The 19,661-nt window shown below is 57.8% G+C and carries 11 protein-coding genes and 1 riboswitch; of the genes, 3 read left to right on the top strand and 8 right to left on the bottom strand.

Annotated features, from left to right (window positions below; translation table 11 throughout):
• Positions 1 to 52: 52 nt before the first annotated feature.
• The 3 genes from I4V53_RS02810 to I4V53_RS02800 all read left to right on the top strand — a co-directional run bounded on the left by I4V53_RS02810 (position 53) and on the right by I4V53_RS02800 (position 10,165).
• Entirely contained in the window at positions 53 to 4,567 is a 4,515-nt protein-coding gene (locus tag I4V53_RS02810; RefSeq protein ID WP_195983878.1) for an NPCBM/NEW2 domain-containing protein, read from the top strand.
• Between the two features lie 254 nt (positions 4,568 to 4,821).
• Positions 4,822 to 4,905, top strand: a riboswitch (cyclic di-GMP riboswitch).
• Between the two features lie 139 nt (positions 4,906 to 5,044).
• Positions 5,045 to 9,295: an NPCBM/NEW2 domain-containing protein gene (locus tag I4V53_RS02805; RefSeq protein ID WP_195983877.1), complete on the top strand. Its 4,251-nt coding sequence runs from the start codon at positions 5,045 to 5,047 to the stop codon at positions 9,293 to 9,295.
• A gap of 378 nt (positions 9,296 to 9,673) precedes the next feature.
• A complete protein-coding gene (locus I4V53_RS02800; protein WP_195983876.1) occupies positions 9,674 to 10,165 on the top strand; it encodes a GNAT family N-acetyltransferase in 492 nt (163 codons plus the stop codon).
• A gap of 239 nt (positions 10,166 to 10,404) precedes the next feature.
• Here the strand turns inward: I4V53_RS02800 and I4V53_RS02795 are convergent, their stop codons facing one another.
• The 8 genes from I4V53_RS02795 to I4V53_RS02760 all read right to left on the bottom strand — a co-directional run bounded on the left by I4V53_RS02795 (position 10,405) and on the right by I4V53_RS02760 (position 19,598).
• The gene (locus tag I4V53_RS02795; protein ID WP_195983875.1) at positions 10,405 to 10,797 is read right to left on the bottom strand and encodes a VOC family protein; all 393 of its coding nucleotides are present in this window, start codon (positions 10,795 to 10,797) and stop codon (positions 10,405 to 10,407) included.
• A gap of 120 nt (positions 10,798 to 10,917) precedes the next feature.
• Complete coding sequence (locus I4V53_RS02790; protein ID WP_195983874.1) at positions 10,918 to 12,387, bottom strand: DUF4340 domain-containing protein; 1,470 nt, start codon at positions 12,385 to 12,387, stop codon at positions 10,918 to 10,920.
• Positions 12,388 to 14,019 (bottom strand): motility-associated ABC transporter substrate-binding family protein, encoded by a 1,632-nt coding sequence (locus tag I4V53_RS02785; RefSeq protein ID WP_195983873.1) that lies wholly within the window; start codon positions 14,017 to 14,019, stop codon positions 12,388 to 12,390.
• A 12-nt stretch (positions 14,020 to 14,031) separates the two neighbouring features.
• Positions 14,032 to 14,739, bottom strand: a complete 708-nt coding sequence (locus I4V53_RS02780; RefSeq protein WP_195983872.1) for an ABC transporter permease — start codon at positions 14,737 to 14,739, stop codon at positions 14,032 to 14,034.
• Positions 14,736 to 15,713 (bottom strand): ABC transporter ATP-binding protein, encoded by a 978-nt coding sequence (locus tag I4V53_RS02775; protein ID WP_195983871.1) that lies wholly within the window; start codon positions 15,711 to 15,713, stop codon positions 14,736 to 14,738. Before I4V53_RS02775 ends, I4V53_RS02780 begins: the two co-directional genes overlap by 4 nt.
• Positions 15,714 to 16,665: 952 nt before the next feature.
• Positions 16,666 to 17,664, bottom strand: coding sequence for an aldo/keto reductase (locus I4V53_RS02770; protein ID WP_195983870.1), 999 nt, complete (start codon positions 17,662 to 17,664; stop codon positions 16,666 to 16,668).
• A 92-nt stretch (positions 17,665 to 17,756) separates the two neighbouring features.
• Positions 17,757 to 19,028, bottom strand: a complete 1,272-nt coding sequence (locus I4V53_RS02765; protein ID WP_195983869.1) for a DUF1015 domain-containing protein — start codon at positions 19,026 to 19,028, stop codon at positions 17,757 to 17,759.
• A gap of 138 nt (positions 19,029 to 19,166) precedes the next feature.
• Positions 19,167 to 19,598, bottom strand: a complete 432-nt coding sequence (locus I4V53_RS02760) for a hypothetical protein (RefSeq protein ID WP_195983868.1) — start codon at positions 19,596 to 19,598, stop codon at positions 19,167 to 19,169.
• Between the last annotated feature and the right edge of the window lie 63 nt (positions 19,599 to 19,661).

Below are 19,661 nucleotides of genomic sequence, written 5' to 3'. Positions count from 1 at the left end.
CCCGGACCGGACGGCTTACTTTTACAGACAGGCATAGAAAGGAAGAAAAGAGATGAAACGAAACAATCTATCCAAAGTCGCGGCCTTTATCCTTACTTTCGCATTGGTCGCACAGGCAGCAGCCCTCCCGGCCTTCGCGGCAGAACAGCCCCTTTCCGTGGAAGCGGACAGCGCGTCCCTCGCTGAAGTCTACAACGCCCCGGAGGAGGAAGCCCCTCTCGTCATGGATTACGACACCACAGTGGGGAACGAAAACGTACAGAACGACATCGTGGACATGGACGCGGAACCGCTGGTGCAGGCGGAAGTCGCGCCCGCCGGCAGCGTGGGGAAATTCTCCGTACCGGCCGCCTATGCCGAATCCTATGACGCGGCCTTTGCCGTACAGGCCGCTTCTGTAACCACAAACGGCGGAAAATATGGATCCAGCGTGGTTACCAACGTCATCGACGGCAACGTCAACACCCATTGGGAGACCGGCAAAGCCAACAACGGCAGCTTTGTCAACAACCTGACCTTTACCTTTGCCGAGCCGGAAACGCTGGGCAGCGTGGTGTACTATCCGCGTGTGCAGGGAGCGACCAACAAGGGATTCCCGACCGCGTTTTCCATCTATGCCTCCCAGAGCGACGACGGGGAGGACTTCTCCCTGGTGTTCCAGGGAACGGCCAAAGTCGCCGGCGGCGGTACGCAGATCGCCTTCCCGGAAACTTCTTTTAAGCGCCTGCGCTTTGTATTTGACGCCTGCCAGGCCAACTGGGCCGCCTGCGGCGAGATGAAATTCTACCGCGCCGACCTCCTGCCCGCACAGGTGGACAAGCTGTTCGCCGACGGGACCTGGAGCGCGCTGGCGGACGGCCTGACGAACGAAGACGTCCAGTCGCTGGTGAACGGCATGGCGGAGCATCCTCTGCGCGATCTGTACGCAGACGCGCTGGACCTGGCCGCACTGCTGGCGGACGGCCAGACCGCGCCGGGCGTCACCGTATACGACGTACCCGCCCGCGGCCCCTACGGCGACGACATCGGCCGCGCCTCCACCTGGAACCAGATGTTCCCCTATCAGCCCACCGGCTATTACGTCGTTCCGGGCACCACGCTGGACGTCTATGTGGAACCCGGCTTCGCGGAGGGCCAGGCCGGCTCTCTCCCGCAGATTGTCTTCGGCCAGATTGCCAGAGACAAGAACGGCTGGGGCCGCCGCTTTAACCTGAAAGAAGGCCACAATGTGATTCAGGTGCCGGGCGTGGACAACATGAACCCGGGCGCGATCTACTTTGTCAACCAGAACTACGGCTACACCGGCATCGCTCCGGACATTCGTTTTGTGGACGCCTCCGGCGGAGACGGCGTGCGCCGCTTCCCGCTCTTCTATCAGGACGACTCCACCGCCAACACCGGTTATCTGCCGGACCGCCGCGACGAAGCCGCCTTCCTGGAGGAACTGGAAGCCTATATCCCGACTCTGTCCGCCACTGACGCAGAGGCCGCGGCAGGCGAGGGCAACTACAACATCTGCGAACTGGTTTCCACTAACGTGCTGGTTTCCACCAGCGCCACCGGCGCGCGCAACGGTTTGAAAAACACTTCCGTGGACAAGCGCACCGGGGAAACGATGAGCGGCCCGTCCGATTTGATGTTCCTGCATGAAAATCATTACAACAATATGATGACCTACGCCGGATATGAGCCGGAACGCCTGGGCGAAACCGCCGCTCCCAGCACGTCCGACCCGCTGTACCGCCAGTACCGCCCGATCGGCCGGTTCATGATCCGCGTATTCTGCCAGGGTCCCTTCGGCTGGGGCGACGCCGGCTATGTCGGCTTCAACGGCGGCTTCTCTGAAAACGACAAGCGCGCGGGCGACATGTTCTCCGCCGTGGCCTCCTGCAGCCAGATCACCGGCGCGGGCTGGGGCCTTGCGCATGAACTGGGCCATCTGCTGGAAGGCAGCCGCGTAGGCCGCGCAGAATACACCAATAACCTGTTCTCCCTGCAATTCCAGAACGAATTCCAGGTATCCAACCGCGTTTCCGCCCGGTTCCGCGAAGAAATTCTGAAATACAACAACAGCGATTATAAATTAGAGGAGCGCCCCGGCTACATTGGCGGCAACTTTGTGCTGCTCGCCATTCTGTACCAGCTGGAAGCCGCCTATGGCGACCACGGCAGCGCATTCTCCGCCGATTCGGTCTACGCCAAAACCCTGCGCTGGTCCCGCGACAACGGCGGACGCCTCGGCGGGCTGGAAAACGGCGACACCCTGTACATGAACCGCTTTGCGGTTGCCGCCTCCAACGCGCTGGGAATCGACCTGACCAACCACTTTGAGCATTACGGGATCGAGATCACCGACGCCGCACGCAAACAGCTGGATCCCGATTTGAAGCCGAACACAAAGAAGACTTGGCTGGCCACCAGCGCCGCCGATGCAAAAGACGTACAGACCCTGCCCGACGGATCCGTCCCCACTGTAAAACTTTCCCGTGAAAACGGGCTTGCCGTACTCCGCATGGATGTTCCGGAAGCCCCGGCCGGCGCGGTGCAGACCTACGAAATCCTGCGCGACGGCGAACTGGCAGGTTATGCGCTGGCAGGCAACGCCTCCAATATTCCGGTTTCCTTCCCGTCCAACCGCGTCACCTGGATCGATTCCGGCTCAAACGACGGTGCGGATCACAGTTATACCGTGCGCGCCTACGACGCCCGTCTCAACGAATCCGGAGACAGTGAACCCGCCGTATTCTCCGCCGACGCGCCTTACATTGTGATGGACGGCGTAAACGTCCTGATGATCCATCAGGAATTTGATCCCCTTTCCGTTGTCACAGCCCACTCGGTCGACGGGCAGGATCTGACCGATTCCATCCGCGTGATTGACAACAATCTGGACGTGGACGTCCGCGGCAACTACACGATTACCTATGCGGTAACCGACGAAGCGGGCAGAGAAACCACACTGGAAGTCCCGTTCGGCGTTATCAGCAACTATGTATATGCGTCCGATGTTTCCGAACAGAGCGCCAAAGTCGGCTACGGTACGCTCAACCATGACGCCAACATCCAAGGCGGCGTGATTACGCTGCTGGAGGACGGCAGACAGGTCACCTTTGCCAAAGGCCTGGGCGCGCATGCTTCTTCTGAAATCATCTACGACCTGACCGATACCGGGTTCTCCTGGTTCGAGTCTTACGTTGGCATCGACCAGTCCATGCGGAACAGCAGTCTTCCGCAAGCCAAGTTCCAGGTCTTTGTAGACGGCGAACTGCGCTACGACAGCGGCGCGATGAAATCCAACACCCCCATGAAGTATGTATCCGTCGATCTGACCGGCGCGAAACAGCTCCGCCTGGTCACCGACAGCATGGGTTCCAACAGCAACGACCATACGGTCTGGGGCGGCGCCCGCTTTACCACAGGCAATGCCGTTCCGGTCATCCATGCACAGGATCTTGTTTTTACCGATCCGGCGGACGTCGATCTGGATGAGATCCTCTCCTCTGTCACCGCAACCGATGCGGAAGACGGCGACATCACCAGCGCGCTCACCTATACCACAAACTTCAAGCCCGGCAAAACCGGTGTTTTTGAGATCACCTATTCTGTCACGGATTCTGAGGACAACACCACGGAAATCACCAGGAATCTTATCGTTGTCAACGATTATGCCTATGTCAGCGACCAGAACTGGAAGAGCGCCAAGGTCGGCTGGGGCAGCATCAAGCGCGACCGTTCCCTGAACGGCAACGCAATCAAGCTGGCTACCGAAAACGGCGTGCAGACCTTTGAAAAGGGCCTCGGCGTCCATGCCACCTCCGAGGTGGTCTATGACCTGACCGGCAAGGATTTCTACTACTTCACCTCTCAGGTGGGTGTGGACAACACCGCCGGAAGCAGCCTCTCTTCCGTCGTGTTCCGCGTATTTGTGGACGGCGAGCTGATGGCGGAAACGCCCGTCATGCGCAAGGGAATGCCCGCTGAAACGCTGGCGGTCTCTCTGGCCGGCGCTAAAACGCTGAAGCTGGTGGTCACCGACGGCGGAAACGGGAACGCGAACGACCACGCCAACTGGGCCGACGCCAAATTCTTCACCGCCGTAGCGGAAGCAGAAAAGGAATCCCTGTCCGAGGCTGTCGAGCGCGCCTATTCGCTGGATGAAAGCCGCTACACGGTCGAAAGCTGGGAGTCCCTGACGGACGCGCTGGAAGCGGCGGAGGACGTCCTCTCCCGTCTCACCGCTTCTCAGGAGGAAACCGACGAAGCTTTGGAAAACCTGCTCGACGCGATGGATGCGCTGGAAGTGTTCCTGGATACCGAAGCGCTGGAGGAAATCATCGAGCTGGCCCGCAGCGTGGCTTCCATTGAAAACGTGTCCTCCATCAATCCCAATCAGCAGCAGAGCTTTGTCGACAATGTGCTTGCCGCCGTTGCAGGCGCGGAAAAAGCGCTTGCCGACCCGGACGTCGACCAGGAAGAGATCGACCGGCAGTTTGCCGTCGTCCGCTATTTCCTCTGGGATATGAACCCCGATTTCACCCCCGGCTGGCAGCCCTATCCGTTCCAGTAATTTTAATGACACAAATGCCGTTCCGGTTCAACAGACCGGAACGGCATTTGTATTAATAGATCCATCATAAAAATCCGTCTTTTGCTGTTTAACAACAAGAATCGTAATTATTCCCAACAAATGTGAGGAAAGTTTATACGACCCTACAAAGTTCGATCAAAACGATAATACCTCTTGCTCTTAATGGAAATCTCTGGTATACTGAGTCCAATCGATAACCTAGTGGATTACTCGAGTATCCAATTCGAAACAACTTTATAATTTGGCAAACCTGTTGAAAAGCAGGGACGCAAAGCCACGGGTCTAAGCCGATGGAGGTATGACAGCCGGTTGCAGCTTTGGGGGGATTTTTCCGCCCCGGGTTTTTAACTGACGCTCTCAGACTGTCCATTCCCGGACCGGCCGAGGGTGTTTTTATTTTGCCCGGACCGGTCGGCAACTGATTTTAACAGACAGGCAGAGAAAGGAAGAAAAGAGATGAAACGTCATCATTTGTCCAAAGTTGCAGCCCTCATCCTCACCCTGGCGCTGACAGCGCAGGCGGCCAGCCCGGCCCTTGCCGCAGAACAGCCGTCCTCCGAAACAGCGGAGAGCAGCGATTCTCTGATGGTAAACCAGGAACCCGCGGAAGGGGAAGACGTCCTGCCCGAAGAGGGGGACGACCTCACCGGCGATATTATCCCTCCTGAAGAGGAGCTTCCCCCGGAACCGGCTCCCGTAAAAACCGGCGTGGGGCCGTTCCATGTGCCCGCCGCTTATCAGGAAGATTACGACGTGGCGTTCCGCGTCACCGGCGACCACGTGGTAAAAGCCGTCAGCAACGGCGGCCAATACGGCGGCAGCGCGCTCAAATACCTGTACGACGGCAACACAAAAACCCACTGGGAAACCGGCAAGGCCAACAACGACAATTTCCAGAACGCCGTTACCTTCACCTTTGACGCTCCGGTAGAGCTGGGCAGCGTGGTCTATTATCCCCGCACGCAGGGCGCGGCCAACAAGGGCTTCCCGACCGCGTTTTCCATTTACGCCTCCCAGAGCGAGAGCGGGGAGGACTTTACCCTGGTCTGCTCCGGCAACGCGGCGATCGCATCCGGCGGCACACAGATCAGCTTTGATCCCACCAGCTTCCTGCGCCTGCGCTTTGTCTTTGAAAAGGCCAACCAGAATTGGGCGGCTGGCGGCGAGCTGGCGTTCTACCGTCCCGACACCCTGGTTGCAGAGGTAGAAGACCTCTTTGCAGACGGCACCATGTCCGCGCTCAAGCCGCAGTATCAGGATCTGGCGCTGCTGCAGGAGATGCTGGAGACGGCCAAAAACAACCCGAATAAAGACCTGGAAAAACTCGTACAGTCCGCCATTGACATTCAGACCGGCGCGGTGGACTACGCGAAGGACGTCGTGACGCTGGAGCAGCGCGGCAACGGCGTCAACCACGCCCGCAACGTGCTGCAGATGAGCAGCTACGGCAGCAACTTCCTTCCGACCGGATACGCCGCCCGCCCCGGGGATGTCATCAAGTTCTATGTGGACGCCGATGAAAACGGCCCCATGCCGACTGTGGTCTTCACACAGCAGATCGGCCGGTTCGGCTGGTGGCAGCAGAGCTACGCTCTGAAAAACGGCGAGAACGTCATTACGGCGCCGAGGATTTTCAGCGACAAGTGGAGCACCAAAACGTATCCCGGCGGCGCGATTTACTTCAGCAATCCGTACACGTCCGAGCAGCAGGAGAAAGCGCCCCGCATCCGCATAGAGGGCGGCATCGACTATCCGCTGTTCCGCGATGGGGACAACGTGGACGCGTTCCTGGACGAGCTGCGCGCCTATAAAACGGCTGTGGAGGCCGACCGTGAGCACTCCGTGGACATCGTGGAGGTATACAGCGATCTCTTTATCCTCAACGGCAACCTGCAGGCCGCCGCGCCGTTCCTCAACGGCACCGGCGATCCCCAGCGCACCGTGGATCTTCACAACGCCCGGGTGGGCGAGATGCTCTCCTTTGCGGGCATCGACGAGAGCAGCTTTGAGAACTCCCGCAACGGCGCGCGGCTCAATATGCGCCTGATGCAGCCCTACGGCTCCGGCTACGCCGCCGGGGACCATGTGGGAATCCAGCAGGGCAGCGCCAACACGTTCTTCAAGGGCCAGCTGGTCGGCTGGGTCTATTCCCATGAAATCGGCCACCAGCTGGACATCAAGGGCGGAAAGGTTCCGGAAGTCACCAACAACATGTGGGCCAACCACATCGCCGTGGACGTCCAGAACGAAAATGACCGCGTGCAGTACGGCAACATCCTGCTCTATGTAGGACGCGACGATTATGAGGACAAAAAAGCCACGCCGCACGACCTGGGCATGTGGTGGCAGCTCCACCTCCTGAATGAAAACTACTGGCCGGACTATCAGAAGGCGTTCCGCGCGGGCGTCGCGAAGGATATGGGCCTGACCGACCGTCAGCGCATGGCGGTTGTCTCCTCCTACGTGCTGGGAATGGATCTGGTCGAGCACTTTGAGCGCTACGGATTCATCAAACGCAGCGAAGTTGTTGACAACGCGCTGGCCGCGCTGAACGTGCCCGCCGCGCCGGAGAATGTCAAGCCCTGGTACCTGTGGACCAAAGCGACCAAGGACCGCACCAGCGCCTTTACCGAGGAGTATACCCCTGAAGTCGTCTCTGTGGAGCGCAGCGGCGAAAACCTCCAGGTCACCCTGAAGATCGACGAATCCGCTTCTGACGCCCTGCTGGGCTTTGAAGTGATGGAAGACGGCAAGGTCATCGGCTTTACCAAAGGAAACACCCTGACCACCGCCTATTTTGCCAACGACAGCGCTGAGCACGTCTACACCGCCCGCGCGTACGACCTGCGCCTGAACCGGACCGAAAGCAGCGCGCCTTACGCGATCAATCTGGACGCCCCTGTATTCCAGATCACCGGAAGCACACTGACCGCGCTTTATGAAGCGTTTGATCCTCTGTCCGTCGTTTCCGCGCTGGACCGGGACGGCAACCGCCTCAACGATTCCATTCAGGTGGAATCCAACGATGTGGATACCTCCGCTAAGGGAACCTACTCCGTTACCTATTCCGTCACCGACGCGGCTGGCATCACCAGCCGTCTGACCGTTCCCGTGACGGTGGTCAGCCGTTTTGACTATGCCTCCGACGTACAGGAAACCAGCGCCACCGTTGGCTGGGGCCAGCTCCAGAAGGACAAGAACATTCAGGGCGGCACCATCAAGCTGCTGAAGGACGGCGCGCAGGTATCCTTCTCCAAGGGATTGGGCGCGCACGCTTCCTCTGAAATTGTCTATGACCTCACCGGTACCGGCTACACCTGGTTTGAATCCTTTGTCGGCATCGATCAGGCCATGAAGAATGCATCGTCCGCCAAGGCGAAATTCCAGGTCTATGTGGACGGCAGCCTGCGCTACGACAGCGGCGCGATGCTGGCAAACACCCCCATGAAGCACGTAGCCGTCGATCTGGCCGGGGCGGAGGAACTGCGCCTGGTCACCGACAGCATGGGCGCGACTTCCAGCGACCACACCGTGTGGGCGGATGCACGCTTCGCCAAGGGAAGCTCCGCTCCCGTCATCCATGTGCAGGACGTCGCGTTTTCCGATCCGGCGGACGTCGATCTGGACGCCATTGTCGCGGAAGCGACCGCCACGGATGTGGAGGACGGCGACCTGACAGACCGCCTGACCTATAACACCGACTATGTGCCCGGCAAAACCGGCGCGTTCACCGTTACCTACTCCGTCACCGATTCCGACGGCAACACCGCCGAGGCCGTGCAGAACCTGGTTGTGGTCAACAGCTTTGTCTATGTCAGCGACCAGAACTGGAAGAGCGCCAAGGTCGGCTGGGGCAGCATCAAGCGCGACCGTTCCCTGAACGGCAACGCGATCAAGCTGGCTACCGAAAACGGCGTGCAGACCTATGAAAAGGGCCTCGGTATCCATGCCACCTCCGAAGTGGTCTACGACCTGACCGGCAAGGATTTCTACTACTTCACCTCTCAGGTGGGCGTGGACAACACCGCCGGAAACAGCCTCTCTTCCGTCGTGTTCCGCGTATTTGTGGACGGCGAACTGATGGCGGAAACGCCCGTCATGCGCAAGGGAATGCCCGCTGAAACGCTGGCGGTCTCTCTGGCCGGCGCTAAAACACTGAAGCTGGTGGTCACCGACGGCGGAAACGGGAACGCAAACGACCACGCCAACTGGGCCGACGCGAAATTCCTGACCGCCGTAGCGGAAGCCGACAAGGAATCCCTGTCCGAGGCCGTCGAGCGCGCCTATGCGCTGGACGAAAGCCGCTACACGGTCGAAAGCTGGGAGGCTCTGACGGACGCGCTGGAAGCTGCGGAAGACGTCCTTTCCCGCCCCGACGCTTCACAGGAAGAAACCGATGAAACGCTGGAAAACCTGCTCGACGCGATGGATGCGCTGGAAGTGTTCCTGGATACCGAAGCGCTGGAGGAAATCATCGAGCTGGCCCGCAGCGTGGCTTCCATCGAGAACGTTTCCTCCATTAACCCCGATCACCAGCAGGCTTTTGTCGACAACCTGCTCTACGTGGTCGAACGGGCCGAAAAAGTGCTTGCCGATCCGGACGTTACCCAGGAAGAGATCGACCAGCAGTACGCGATCGTCCGCTATTGCCTCTGGGACATGAACCCCGATTTCACCCCCGGCTGGGAACCCTTCCCGTCCCGGTAACCCGGTCAGCGCAAGCTGATTGCAAACTACAGTAAGAGCCGCTGCTCCGGTCCAATGAACCGGAACGGCGGCTCTTCTTCTGTTGCAAAACAAACCATACAACGGGATGGGATAGCTCTTATTACCGGGCGGCATCATGGATTTATCATTCCGTATAATACAAGATGATTGTCAAATGACGCCTCATTGTTTGCCGCGTCATCTAAAAAAAGAATCCATGCAAACCCGTTTCTTCAATTTACTGTTCAGGCCATGAAAAAAGTAAATGCCGCCAGATGTTGACAACCGGCCGCCCCTGTCCGTACAATGAAAAGGCGTGGTCAGTCCGCTTTTCATCGCGGTACAGCCGCGGAAAGACAAAAGAAAGAAGTGGACGGGATGGAAATCAAAATCCGGGCATATACGGAAGCCGACGCCGCGGACGCGGTCAAAATCTGGAATCAGGTTGTGGAGGAGGGGACCTCCTTCCCGCAGACGGACCCACTGACGGAACAGGAGGGGCACGTGTTTTTCTCCGAACAGTCCTTCACGGGGCTCGCCTGTGATGCGGAGAGCGGGGCAATCGTGGGGCTGTACATCCTCCATCCGAACAACGTCGGGCGGTGCGGGCACATCTGCAACGCCAGCTACGCTGTCCGGGCCGACCTGCGCGGTCACCGGATTGGTGAAGCGCTCGTGCGCCACTGCCTGGAAAAGGGGAAGGCGCTGGGCTTCCGCGTCCTCCAATTCAACGCGGTGGTAAAAAGCAACGCCGCCGCGCTGCACCTGTACCGCAAGCTGGGGTTTACGCGTCTGGGAACCATTCCCGGCGGGTTTCTGATGAAGGACGGCCATTACGAGGACATCATCCTGCACTATATCGTGTTATAACGACAGGGCTGCGATAGGTTCGGGCAGGCCGCTTCCTCCGCAGCGCCTGACCGGCTGCAAAATGTTTTTTATCAAATGGCAAACGCCTGTATAGAAGCAAAAAGTAAAGGCTGATTCTCGCGGGAGAATCAGCCTGTTTTTGTATATCCTGCGCCAACGACGACGCATCTTTTTCCGCCTTTGAACCGCAGTAAAACGATGTTTGCCATAATGGTAAATAACTGGTGCGCCGTACATGCTTACATCCAGGGCAGAATGGGGGGCAGGATACAGAACGGATGCCCCGCGGGGTCAAGCATCACACGCCAACGATCGTCGAATTGCACTTCGGACAGGGTTGCGCCGCATGACAGGGCATGCTTCACACCTTCTTCCACATCTGCCACATGGAAGTCCAGATGCGCCATCTGCTGCTGTTCCTCTCGCGTGGCGGGCCAAACGGGAGGAACATAATCATCTGCCTGTTGAATGGTGATCCAGGTTGGAAGCCCCTTTTGCTCCAAATCGACTAAAACTGTATATTCTTCGCCTTTGAACCGCGTCCAGCCAAGCAGCTTTTCATAAAATGCAGACAGTTCATCCGCATGATCGGAATCCAGAACGGTATTCCACCCCACAAGGTTCAGCGCCATTATATGATACCTCCACTTTTTATCGCGCCTGAATCCCGCCTGACCGAGGGCGGTTTTTTTCAAAAAGAAACAAATAAAAGCACTTTTTTCAAGTTGTACCGACTTTTACCGCGCTGGTTTTTACGCCATCCCCTGCACGGCGGCGGCAAGGGCATCCACGTCCGTGCGCGGGACGCTGCCCCGCACGGAGCCGTTCAGCACGGCGACACAGGTACGCGCGCCGGAGGGATAGAACGTCAGCTCCTGCGCGGCGGAGCCGTCCTGCGCCTCCACTTTAACGGACAGGACCGGTTCCGTATCCGGCTGGCTGTCCGCGCTTTCCAAAACCGTTTCCGCGGCAAACTGGCGGTACAACGTCTGGAAGCGGTCGTAATCGACCGGCGCGCCGGACGCGTCCGTCACCGCGTATTGGTAATAGGGGGTGTCCTCCGTGGACTTTTCCTCATCCTTCGTGCGCGCCACATCCCAGCGGAAGGCCATGTCTCCTTCCAGCGTGACGCTGAGGCTTTTCACGTTTTCCACGCCGCCGGTCAGCAGCGCCTTGTCCTGCACGTCAAACGGTTTGAGGATACTGACCCACGGGGCTATCACGTCCTCCGCCACGCGGTAGACAATGTCCACGCCGTCCAGCATCAGGAAGCGGTCGCCCTCCCGGCCCGCGCCGGCCTTGAGCAGGTAGGTGTTGCCGTCGGAACAGTACAGCTCCACGGTGTTGACCGGGTTTTCCAGCCCGTATTCCCGGAGCTGCGCCGTATCGGGATGGAGGGCCGACACCTCGCTCGCGGTCAGCGTGGAGAGCAGATCGGTCAGGGCGGAAACCTCCGCTTCGTCGGTTTCCATCCGACCAGGTTCAGTCATCACATACCGGCCTTCCTGTCCCTGCTCCAGCGTGATGGGCTGCGTCAGGGCCTTGCCGCCCAGCACCAGCCTGCGGAAGGGGGCGGCGGTCCCGTCGCCCAGCGCGGTGAAGTCCAGAACCTGGCGGGATAGGAACGACCGCTTGTCGTCCAGATAGGTTTCCGGAAGTTTCACCACATAGACCTCTTCGGAATCGGTCCCGCGCAGGTAATAGGCGGCACTGTCCTCGACGGAGGTATTGCCGACCGTATAGCCGTAGACGCTGCCGTCCTGAAAGCGGACCGTCACTGTGGCGCGCGGCGTGGAGAGGCCGAATTCACCGGGATTGCTGACCGTGCCGATCTTCTTTGTCGCAAAGAGCTTCCAGCCGCCCTCCGCCGCCGTGTTGACGGCATAGGCGTCCTGCGGCAGACCCTCCAGTTCCGCGATGGTAAACGTGACGCTTTCCGCCCCGGAGGAAGATTCCTGCGAGGAAACGCCCGCCGCGCTGGTCTCCGGCTGTTTTTCCGCCGGAACGATGGTGAACAAACCGTTGGTATTGCTGACCTCAATGGAGGAAATATCCGTCTCCTCCCTGTTGAGCAGCGCGATATCCTCGGAGGGCTGCTCCAGCACGCCGGAGGAAATGACGTCCTCTTCGCTGCCGCCGGTCATCAGCAGGCCGGCCAATACGCCGCCCAGCACGATGATGCACGCGCCGAGGACGGCAAAATTACGGGTCGCCGGTTTCATTTACAATCGCCTCCTCCGGATATAGATCACCAGCCCGATCACCGCCACACAGAGTGGCAGCAGGATGGTAAAGACACCGAGCCCCAGCAGGGTGACGTTGAACAGGCTCATGGAGATGTCCAGTTCCGCCGTGCGCACCTGCGCGTTCTCCATGGAAACCGTCTCGCTTCCCGTCACGCCGGTCACGTACCGGGACAGGTCCGTAACGAAGGAACCGTTTCCATAGGTGTTGACGTTCAGGATGCCGTCGTCAAACATGAAGGTGCTGCCGACTGCCACCACATTGGCGGTATTCTGGCCCACCTGCTTCTGCGCCATGGCCGCGACGTTGTAGGAACCCATCTGCGGATTGTCGAAGCTCTCCTGCGTGCCGTCGAACAGGTAGGAGGTGCTGTTGCTGGCGGCAAGGGAATGCGTTGTGATCCCGTTGCGCTCGTCAAACAGGAGGTGGATGGGGCTGCTCTGCGGCATGACCACCAGATTGTAATTCTGCGTGTTGCTGTTCAATGTCACGTCTGAACCGATATTGACCAGAATATTGCCCGGGTCGGCGGGGATATAGCGGTTCGCGTCGCTCTCGACGACCTCCGTCGCCTGCTGCACGTCGAGTCCCCATTCCTTTAAAAAGGCCGTCAGGTTCGGCAGCGCGGCCTGGTTGGGGTGGAAGGTCACCAGCAGGGCGCGGTCAGAACCGCGGTTTTCGTCGTTCAGAAAAGATTCCAGCGTTTCGATCTCGTCCGGGGTGCAGTCCGTGGTGGGCGTACCCAGAACCAGAAGCTGCGCGTTCTCCGGAATTTCCCCGGTCAGGAGCTGGAAATCCTGCGTTTCAAAATTGTTCCCTTCCAACAGGGTGCGGTAGACGGAGAGGTCCACCGCCTCGCTGTGGCTGCTGTCAAAGACCGCGAGCGGCAGGGTGTCCGCGTTGACGGAGCTGACCGCGGAGGCCAGCGCATTGTCGACCTTGGAATACGTCGCCATACTGCCGTCCATGGAATACTGCGTGCTGAACAGGTCCCCGTAGTTGAGGACGCGGTGGCGCTTTTCCGTCTCCACCAGCACGCTTCCCGTCGTGATGTTTTCATCCTGGTACTGCGCCGCAAACGCCGGGTTTTTATCGAGCTCCAGATAGGCGACGGTAATGTTGGAATTGCGCTCCGCCATCTTATCGGCCAGAATGCTGACCTGCTGGTAGTTTGTATCGGACCGGGCGACGTCCTCGCCCGCCATGATTGTGATGGTGGTCGGGGTCTGCACGTTGTCGGCAACCTGCGCGGCGCTCTCGGAAAGGGTGTTCACCCTGCCCGTCGTCAGATCCAGATTCATGGAGGGGTAGCGATCGCCCAAAATGCTGACCACCACGTTCAGCAGGACGATCAATGCGATCAGGCCCGCGGTGAACGCGAAGGAAATCCCCCGGAATTTGCCCCTGCGGGAATCCTTCTTCGGCTTTTTGGGTTTCTCTTCGATTGCCGGTTCGGCGGGGGGCACCTGTTCCTCCGCGGCGGTTTCTTCCGTCGGGTTTTCCTGCTGCTCCTGTGCGGAATCTGCCGCCTCATTCTCCGTTACAGGCCCGCCCGTTGCAGCCGGGGTTTCTTCTTCTGGCTGGACGCCGTTTTTATTCTCGTGATCCATCTGCCTGCCTCCTTAGTTCCAGCGCCGGCTCTCCAGCTTGCGGGCCGTCAAAAACAGGAAGACCGCCGCAACGCTGAGGAAAAACACGATGCTTGCAAAGTTGAAGATGCCATTGGTGAACGGGGTATAGCGGCTGTTGAAGGACAGCCAGTCCAGAATTTTTGCAGCCGTTTCGTTGCCCGCCATGCCGGAGAACTGATCCACGATCACCAGCAGGATCGACACGCCGAACGTGCCGATGGCCGCGACAATCTGGCTCTGCGTCAGGGACGAGATAAAGATGCCGATGGCGAGCATCGCCGCGCCGTACAGGAACGAGCCAAACACCGTGCCGGCGATCAGCGCCCAGTTTGGGGCGGAAAAGAACGAGATGACCACCACCGGGACCAGACTTCCCAGCATGATGATCCCATATATGGCGGCGGACGCCAGAAACTTGCCCAGCACAATCGAACCAGTCCCAACGGGGGCGGTCAAAAGCGCCTGGTCGGTTTTGTTTTTCTGCTCTTCACTGAAGCTGCGCATGGTCAGGATGGGGAGGATCATCATGCTCCAAATGAACATGGAACTGTACACGCCCGCCGCGATGTAATAGGTGGAGCCGACGAGCATCACGGAATAATAGTAGAAGCCGTACAGGGCAAACAGCACCGCCGCACAGACATAGCCCACAGGGGAGGTGAAATAGGAACGCAGTTCCTTTTTGAAAATCGCCGTCATACCGCTTCCTCCTCCTTTTCCTCCGGTTCCGCTTCTTCGGATGTTTCCCCGCCGATCAATCGCAGGAAGACCTCCTCCAGCGTCAGGTCGCTGCTCTTCATGCCCAGGATGGGCCAATGATGCTGCGCGGCGGCGTCAAAGACCGGACGGCGCAGGTCGGTGTGCTCCGCGCCCTCCACCGAAAACTCATAGACGCCGGGTTCTTTTTCGCCCAGACTCGTGACGTGTTCCACGCCGGGGATCGCCTGCAGCGCCGTGTGGATGGCGGATTCCGCGCCTTCCATGCGGACCAGCAAACGGTTTTCCCGGGAAAGATCGTGCGCCAGGCTGTCCGGCGTGCCGTCCGCGACGATCGCGCCCTGGTTGACGACGATGATGCGGTCGCACACAGCCTGCACTTCCGGCAGGATATGGGAACTCAAAATAACGGTGTGCTTCTGGCCCAGGCTTTTAATCAGGTTGCGGATTTCAATGATCTGTTTGGGGTCGAGTCCAACGGTCGGTTCGTCGAGAATCAGAACCGGCGGGTTTCCCAGCATGGCCTGCGCGATGCCGACGCGCTGTTTATATCCTTTGGACAGGTTGGCGATCAGCCGGTTCAACATGTCGTCGATCTGAACCAGCGCGCAGATTTCCGCAATGTGTTCCTTTTTTGGCAGCTTGACTTTTTTCAGCTCATACATGAAGCTGAGGTATTCCCGCACGGTCATGTCGTTGTAGAGCGGGGGAATCTCCGGCAGGTAGCCGATGCGCTTTTTGGCCTCCATCGGGTTTTCCAGCGTATCGAAACCGCCCACGGTGACGCTGCCTTCCGTGGGGGAAAGGTAGCCGGTGATGATGTTCATGGTGGTGGACTTTCCCGCGCCGTTCGGACCGAGAAAACCCAATATGGTGCCTTCCTCCAGCGTAAAGCTGATATGGTTCAGCGCCAGATTTGTACCGTACCGCTTGGTGAGGTTTTTCACCTCGATCATATGCGTCCCTCCATTTTCTGGAATGTAAATACTGCAAAGATATCTAATTTTTATAGTGTAGCAAGTGAATGTGATGATTGCGTGAAAATCCCTTGAAAGCAGGCTGACAGGCTGAGCCTGCAGGCACGGCGCGGGCGGACGTTGGGTAAAATAAAATACCACGGATGTACGCGACGAAAAGAACAATCTCCCGTGTGGCATCTGCACCAATAATTTGCTAAAAATTTAAAGAGGAAAATTCAGCCAAAGTTCCGCCGTCAATGAAAACCACACCGCCCTCCCTGAGCAACTCAGGCATATGAGGATACCGGGGGTGAAGGGGGGCGCGAGTCGTACCCTCCCGGAGCCCAGCTCTCACGCCCCCCTTCGCGTGCTTTTGCTTACTTTTGTGGCAAGACGAAAAGTAAGTGCCGCCCGGCATGAGGGCAACCTGCGGTTTTCTCTTGCTTTTGCTAAAGCGAACAAGCGGTAAAGATTGCATTTGCAATCAATTTGCTTAATTTATGTGAAGCCCTATAAGGATATTCAGGATTTCGATATAATGTTGTTGATGCAACATTCTGTAAAACAAGGTTTTATTTGAGTAAATAAAAGTTTATAGAAACATTGCTTACGCAATGTAAAATTTGTTTTACTTTTTTAAAGTAAAAAGTCTTTGCTGTCGCTTTTCAAAGCGACGAACCCCCCCGGCGAAAGCCGGGAAACCAAAGAGAAGCCCCAGAGGCAGTGCCCTGCCTCATAAACAACTCTATCACTCGTTCCCACTCGCTCTTCTCAGAAAGAGAGTTTCGTTCTCTGCGGAGAACGACAAAGGGCGCCGCCCTTTGATCCCGCCACCTTTTGGAAAGGTGGATAAATACGTTTTAGCCTTTACCCGCAAGGCAAACAAAAAAGGGGCTGTTTTGCAACAGCCCCAAAATATTAAAATTTTAAGTTCTTTTAAAAAAGAACATCACCCCGCTGGGCTGATTGCATCAATCGCCCGCAGTTCCTCCGCTGTAAACGCGGTCTTTTTTACAATCCCAATATTCTCCAAAATCTGCGCCGGTTTGGACGCGCCGATCAACACGCTGGTCACTTCGCCGTCGCGCAGAACCCAGCTCAGCGCCATCTGTGCCAGCGTCTGGCCGCGGTTCTCTGCGATCTCGTTCAGCGCGGCAATCTGGCCCAATTTTTCCGGCGTCAGCTGGTCGGCGTGCAGGAAACGCCCGTCGCGCCTGATGCGGCTGTCCTCCGGAATGCCTTTCAGATATTTGTCCGTCAGAAGGCCCTGCGCCAGCGGGCTGAACGCAATGATCCCGCAGCCGTTCTGCGCCGCAAACGATTTCAAGCCGTCCGTTTCAATGTGCCGGTCAAAGATCGAATAGCGGCTCTGGTTGATGATAAACGGGCATTTCAGCTCCTTTAAAATTTCCATCGCCTTCCGTGTGGTCTCCCGGTTGTAATTGGAGATCCCCGCATACAGCGCCTTGCCGCTCTTAACGGCGGTATCCAGCGCCATCATGCTCTCCTCCAGCGGCGTATTGGGGTCCATGCGGTGATGGTAGAAGATGTCCACGTAGTCCAGGCCCAGCCGTTTCAAGCTCTGGTCCAGGCTGGCGAGCAGGTATTTCCGGCTGCCCCAGTCGCCATAGGGTCCGTCCCACATCGTGTACCCGGCCTTGGTGCTGATTACCAGCTCGTCGCGGTACCCGTGCAGCTCCTCCCGCACGATTTTTCCAAAGTTGACCTCCGCGCTGCCCGGCTCCGGGCCGTAGTTGTTCGCAAGGTCAAAATGCGTGATCCCGTTATCAAATGCGGTAAAGCACATGGCTTTCATGTTCGCATAGTTGTCGTTCGTGCCGAAATTGTGCCACAGGCCCAGGGACAGCATCGGCAGCTTTAATCCGCTCGCGCCGCAGCGGTTGTACGGGATTTGCCCGTATCGTTCTTTACTGGCTGTATAAGACATATTCATTCCTCCTGATTGTAAATGAAACAGGTTCGTTTTCATCGTTAAAATCATTTTACACCTTCAAGCACACTTGAAGTCAAGGGGAATTTTCACTCCGCCAACGGATTCATCAGGAATCCCGTAATCAGCTTGGGATAGAACCAGGTGGATTTCTGCGGCATCTTTTCGCCCGCGTCCGCGATCCGGCGGATTTCCTGTATGCGCGCGGGATTCAGAAAGAACGCACACTGGCTCTTCCCGTCGCGCACGGAGGAGAGCGCCTCCTGAAAATCGCGGGTATAGGTCAGGTTTTCCTGCCTGGCCAAATTGGCCGCGTCGATCCCGAGCATATCCTCCAGAATGACCTTGTGCAGCAGCGACACATTCAGGTTCCGCGTTGCTTCGCTCTGTTCCGGACAGAGGCGGTCCATCAGATTTTCGTCCTTCAAAATCAACAGCTGCCACTTGTCCCCGCCGGAATAATATGCAAACGCCTTCTTTGCCTGCCGGTGCAGCGCGTCCAGATTGGTTTCTATATTTTCCGGCGTGTCCATCTCATAGACGTGAAAATGCGTCCGGCAGCGCTCCAAAAGTGCGGCTTCGTCCAGATGGGGAAGACCGTGCAGCAGCCGGTGAATCGGCAGCACCGCCAACCCCGGTCCATTGATGTCCGCCAGTCCCATCATCAGATACTCCGCGCCGGGGTAGTCCTTTCCCTGTTCTTTACACCAGCGGCGGAATTCCAGCGCCGTCGCGTACCGGTGATGCCCGTCGGCGATATACAGCTTGCGATCCCGGAAGTCGTCGCAGAACGCTCGCAGCACCACCAGATCGTTGACCACCCACAGGCGGTGCGTTACGCCGTCCAGCGTGCAGGTATAGCGCGGCTTGCAGTCGGACAGACGGTCAATGCGTTCTTTTGTCTCGCGCCTGGGGTCCTCATACAGGCCGTAAACCGGGCTGATATTGCAAAACGTGGACTGCATCAGGCGCAGGCGGTCCTGTTTGGCTTCGTCAAGCGTTTCTTCATGCGGCAGAATCATCCCCTCCTGCGGCTCGGAGAGCTTGACCCGGCAGAACAGAATCTTGTTGCGCAGGATTTCCCCGCGCAGCCGGAACTCCTGTTCATAAAGAAACATAGCGGGCAGCAGGTCGCGCTTCAACACGGTTTCTTCCGTCCACTTCTGCAATCGCTCGGCGGCGGCCCGGTAAGGATCGTCCCCCTTGGGAACCTCCAGATGCATACAGTTGTACGGGTTCCGGGCGGCAAAGCGTTCCCGGTCGCCGGGAACGAGGACGTCGTACGGCGGGCAGAGCAGCGTCTCCATTTCTCCCGCCTTCGCGGTATAGCGCAGCGCGCGCAGGGGTGCGATTTCCGGCATAAGTACCGCCTTTCCGGCCTCATGGGGCCAACGAATTCAAGTGCTTTCATAGTACCCTATTTGCCTGTACAAAAGTTTCTAGAAAACAAAAAAGCGCACGCGGGAAGCCCCACATGCGCGGTTGTGCAATCTATGTATTTACGCGCCTTTCATGGCGTTCAGTTCCTGCCGTTGCATTTTGGTGATAGTCTCCAGCGTGCTGACACGCTCTTCCAAATCCCTGACTTTATCGACTTCGGGGAGCTTTTCCAAAATATCCCGATGGCCTTCCGCCAGCAGTTGAATCTGCTTTTCCACACGGGACTCGATGATGATATTCATCTGCTCAATCATTTCCGTTTTTAAACTTCCAATTTTTTGATCCTGACTTGTTAGTCTCTGTTCAATCTTTCGGTCTTGCTCTGTGAACCGCTCCTCAATTTTCCGATCCTGCTCCGCGAACCGCTCTTCCATTTTCCGGTCCTGCTCCGCGAATCGCTGTTCAATTTTCCGGTCTTGCTCTGCAAACCGCTGTTCCAGCTTTTGATCCATCAACTGCGCAATCGCAAGCAAATCATTTTGATCCAGCATGTCATTCCCCTCCCTCTGGATTCATTATAGCACAGCCCCTATGGCGGGACAAGGCGAAATACG

Source organism: Clostridium sp. D33t1_170424_F3 (assembly GCF_015667585.1).
GTDB lineage: Bacteria > Bacillota > Clostridia > Oscillospirales > Acutalibacteraceae > Anaeromassilibacillus.
This window is presented reverse-complemented; position numbering and strand designations above follow the sequence as displayed.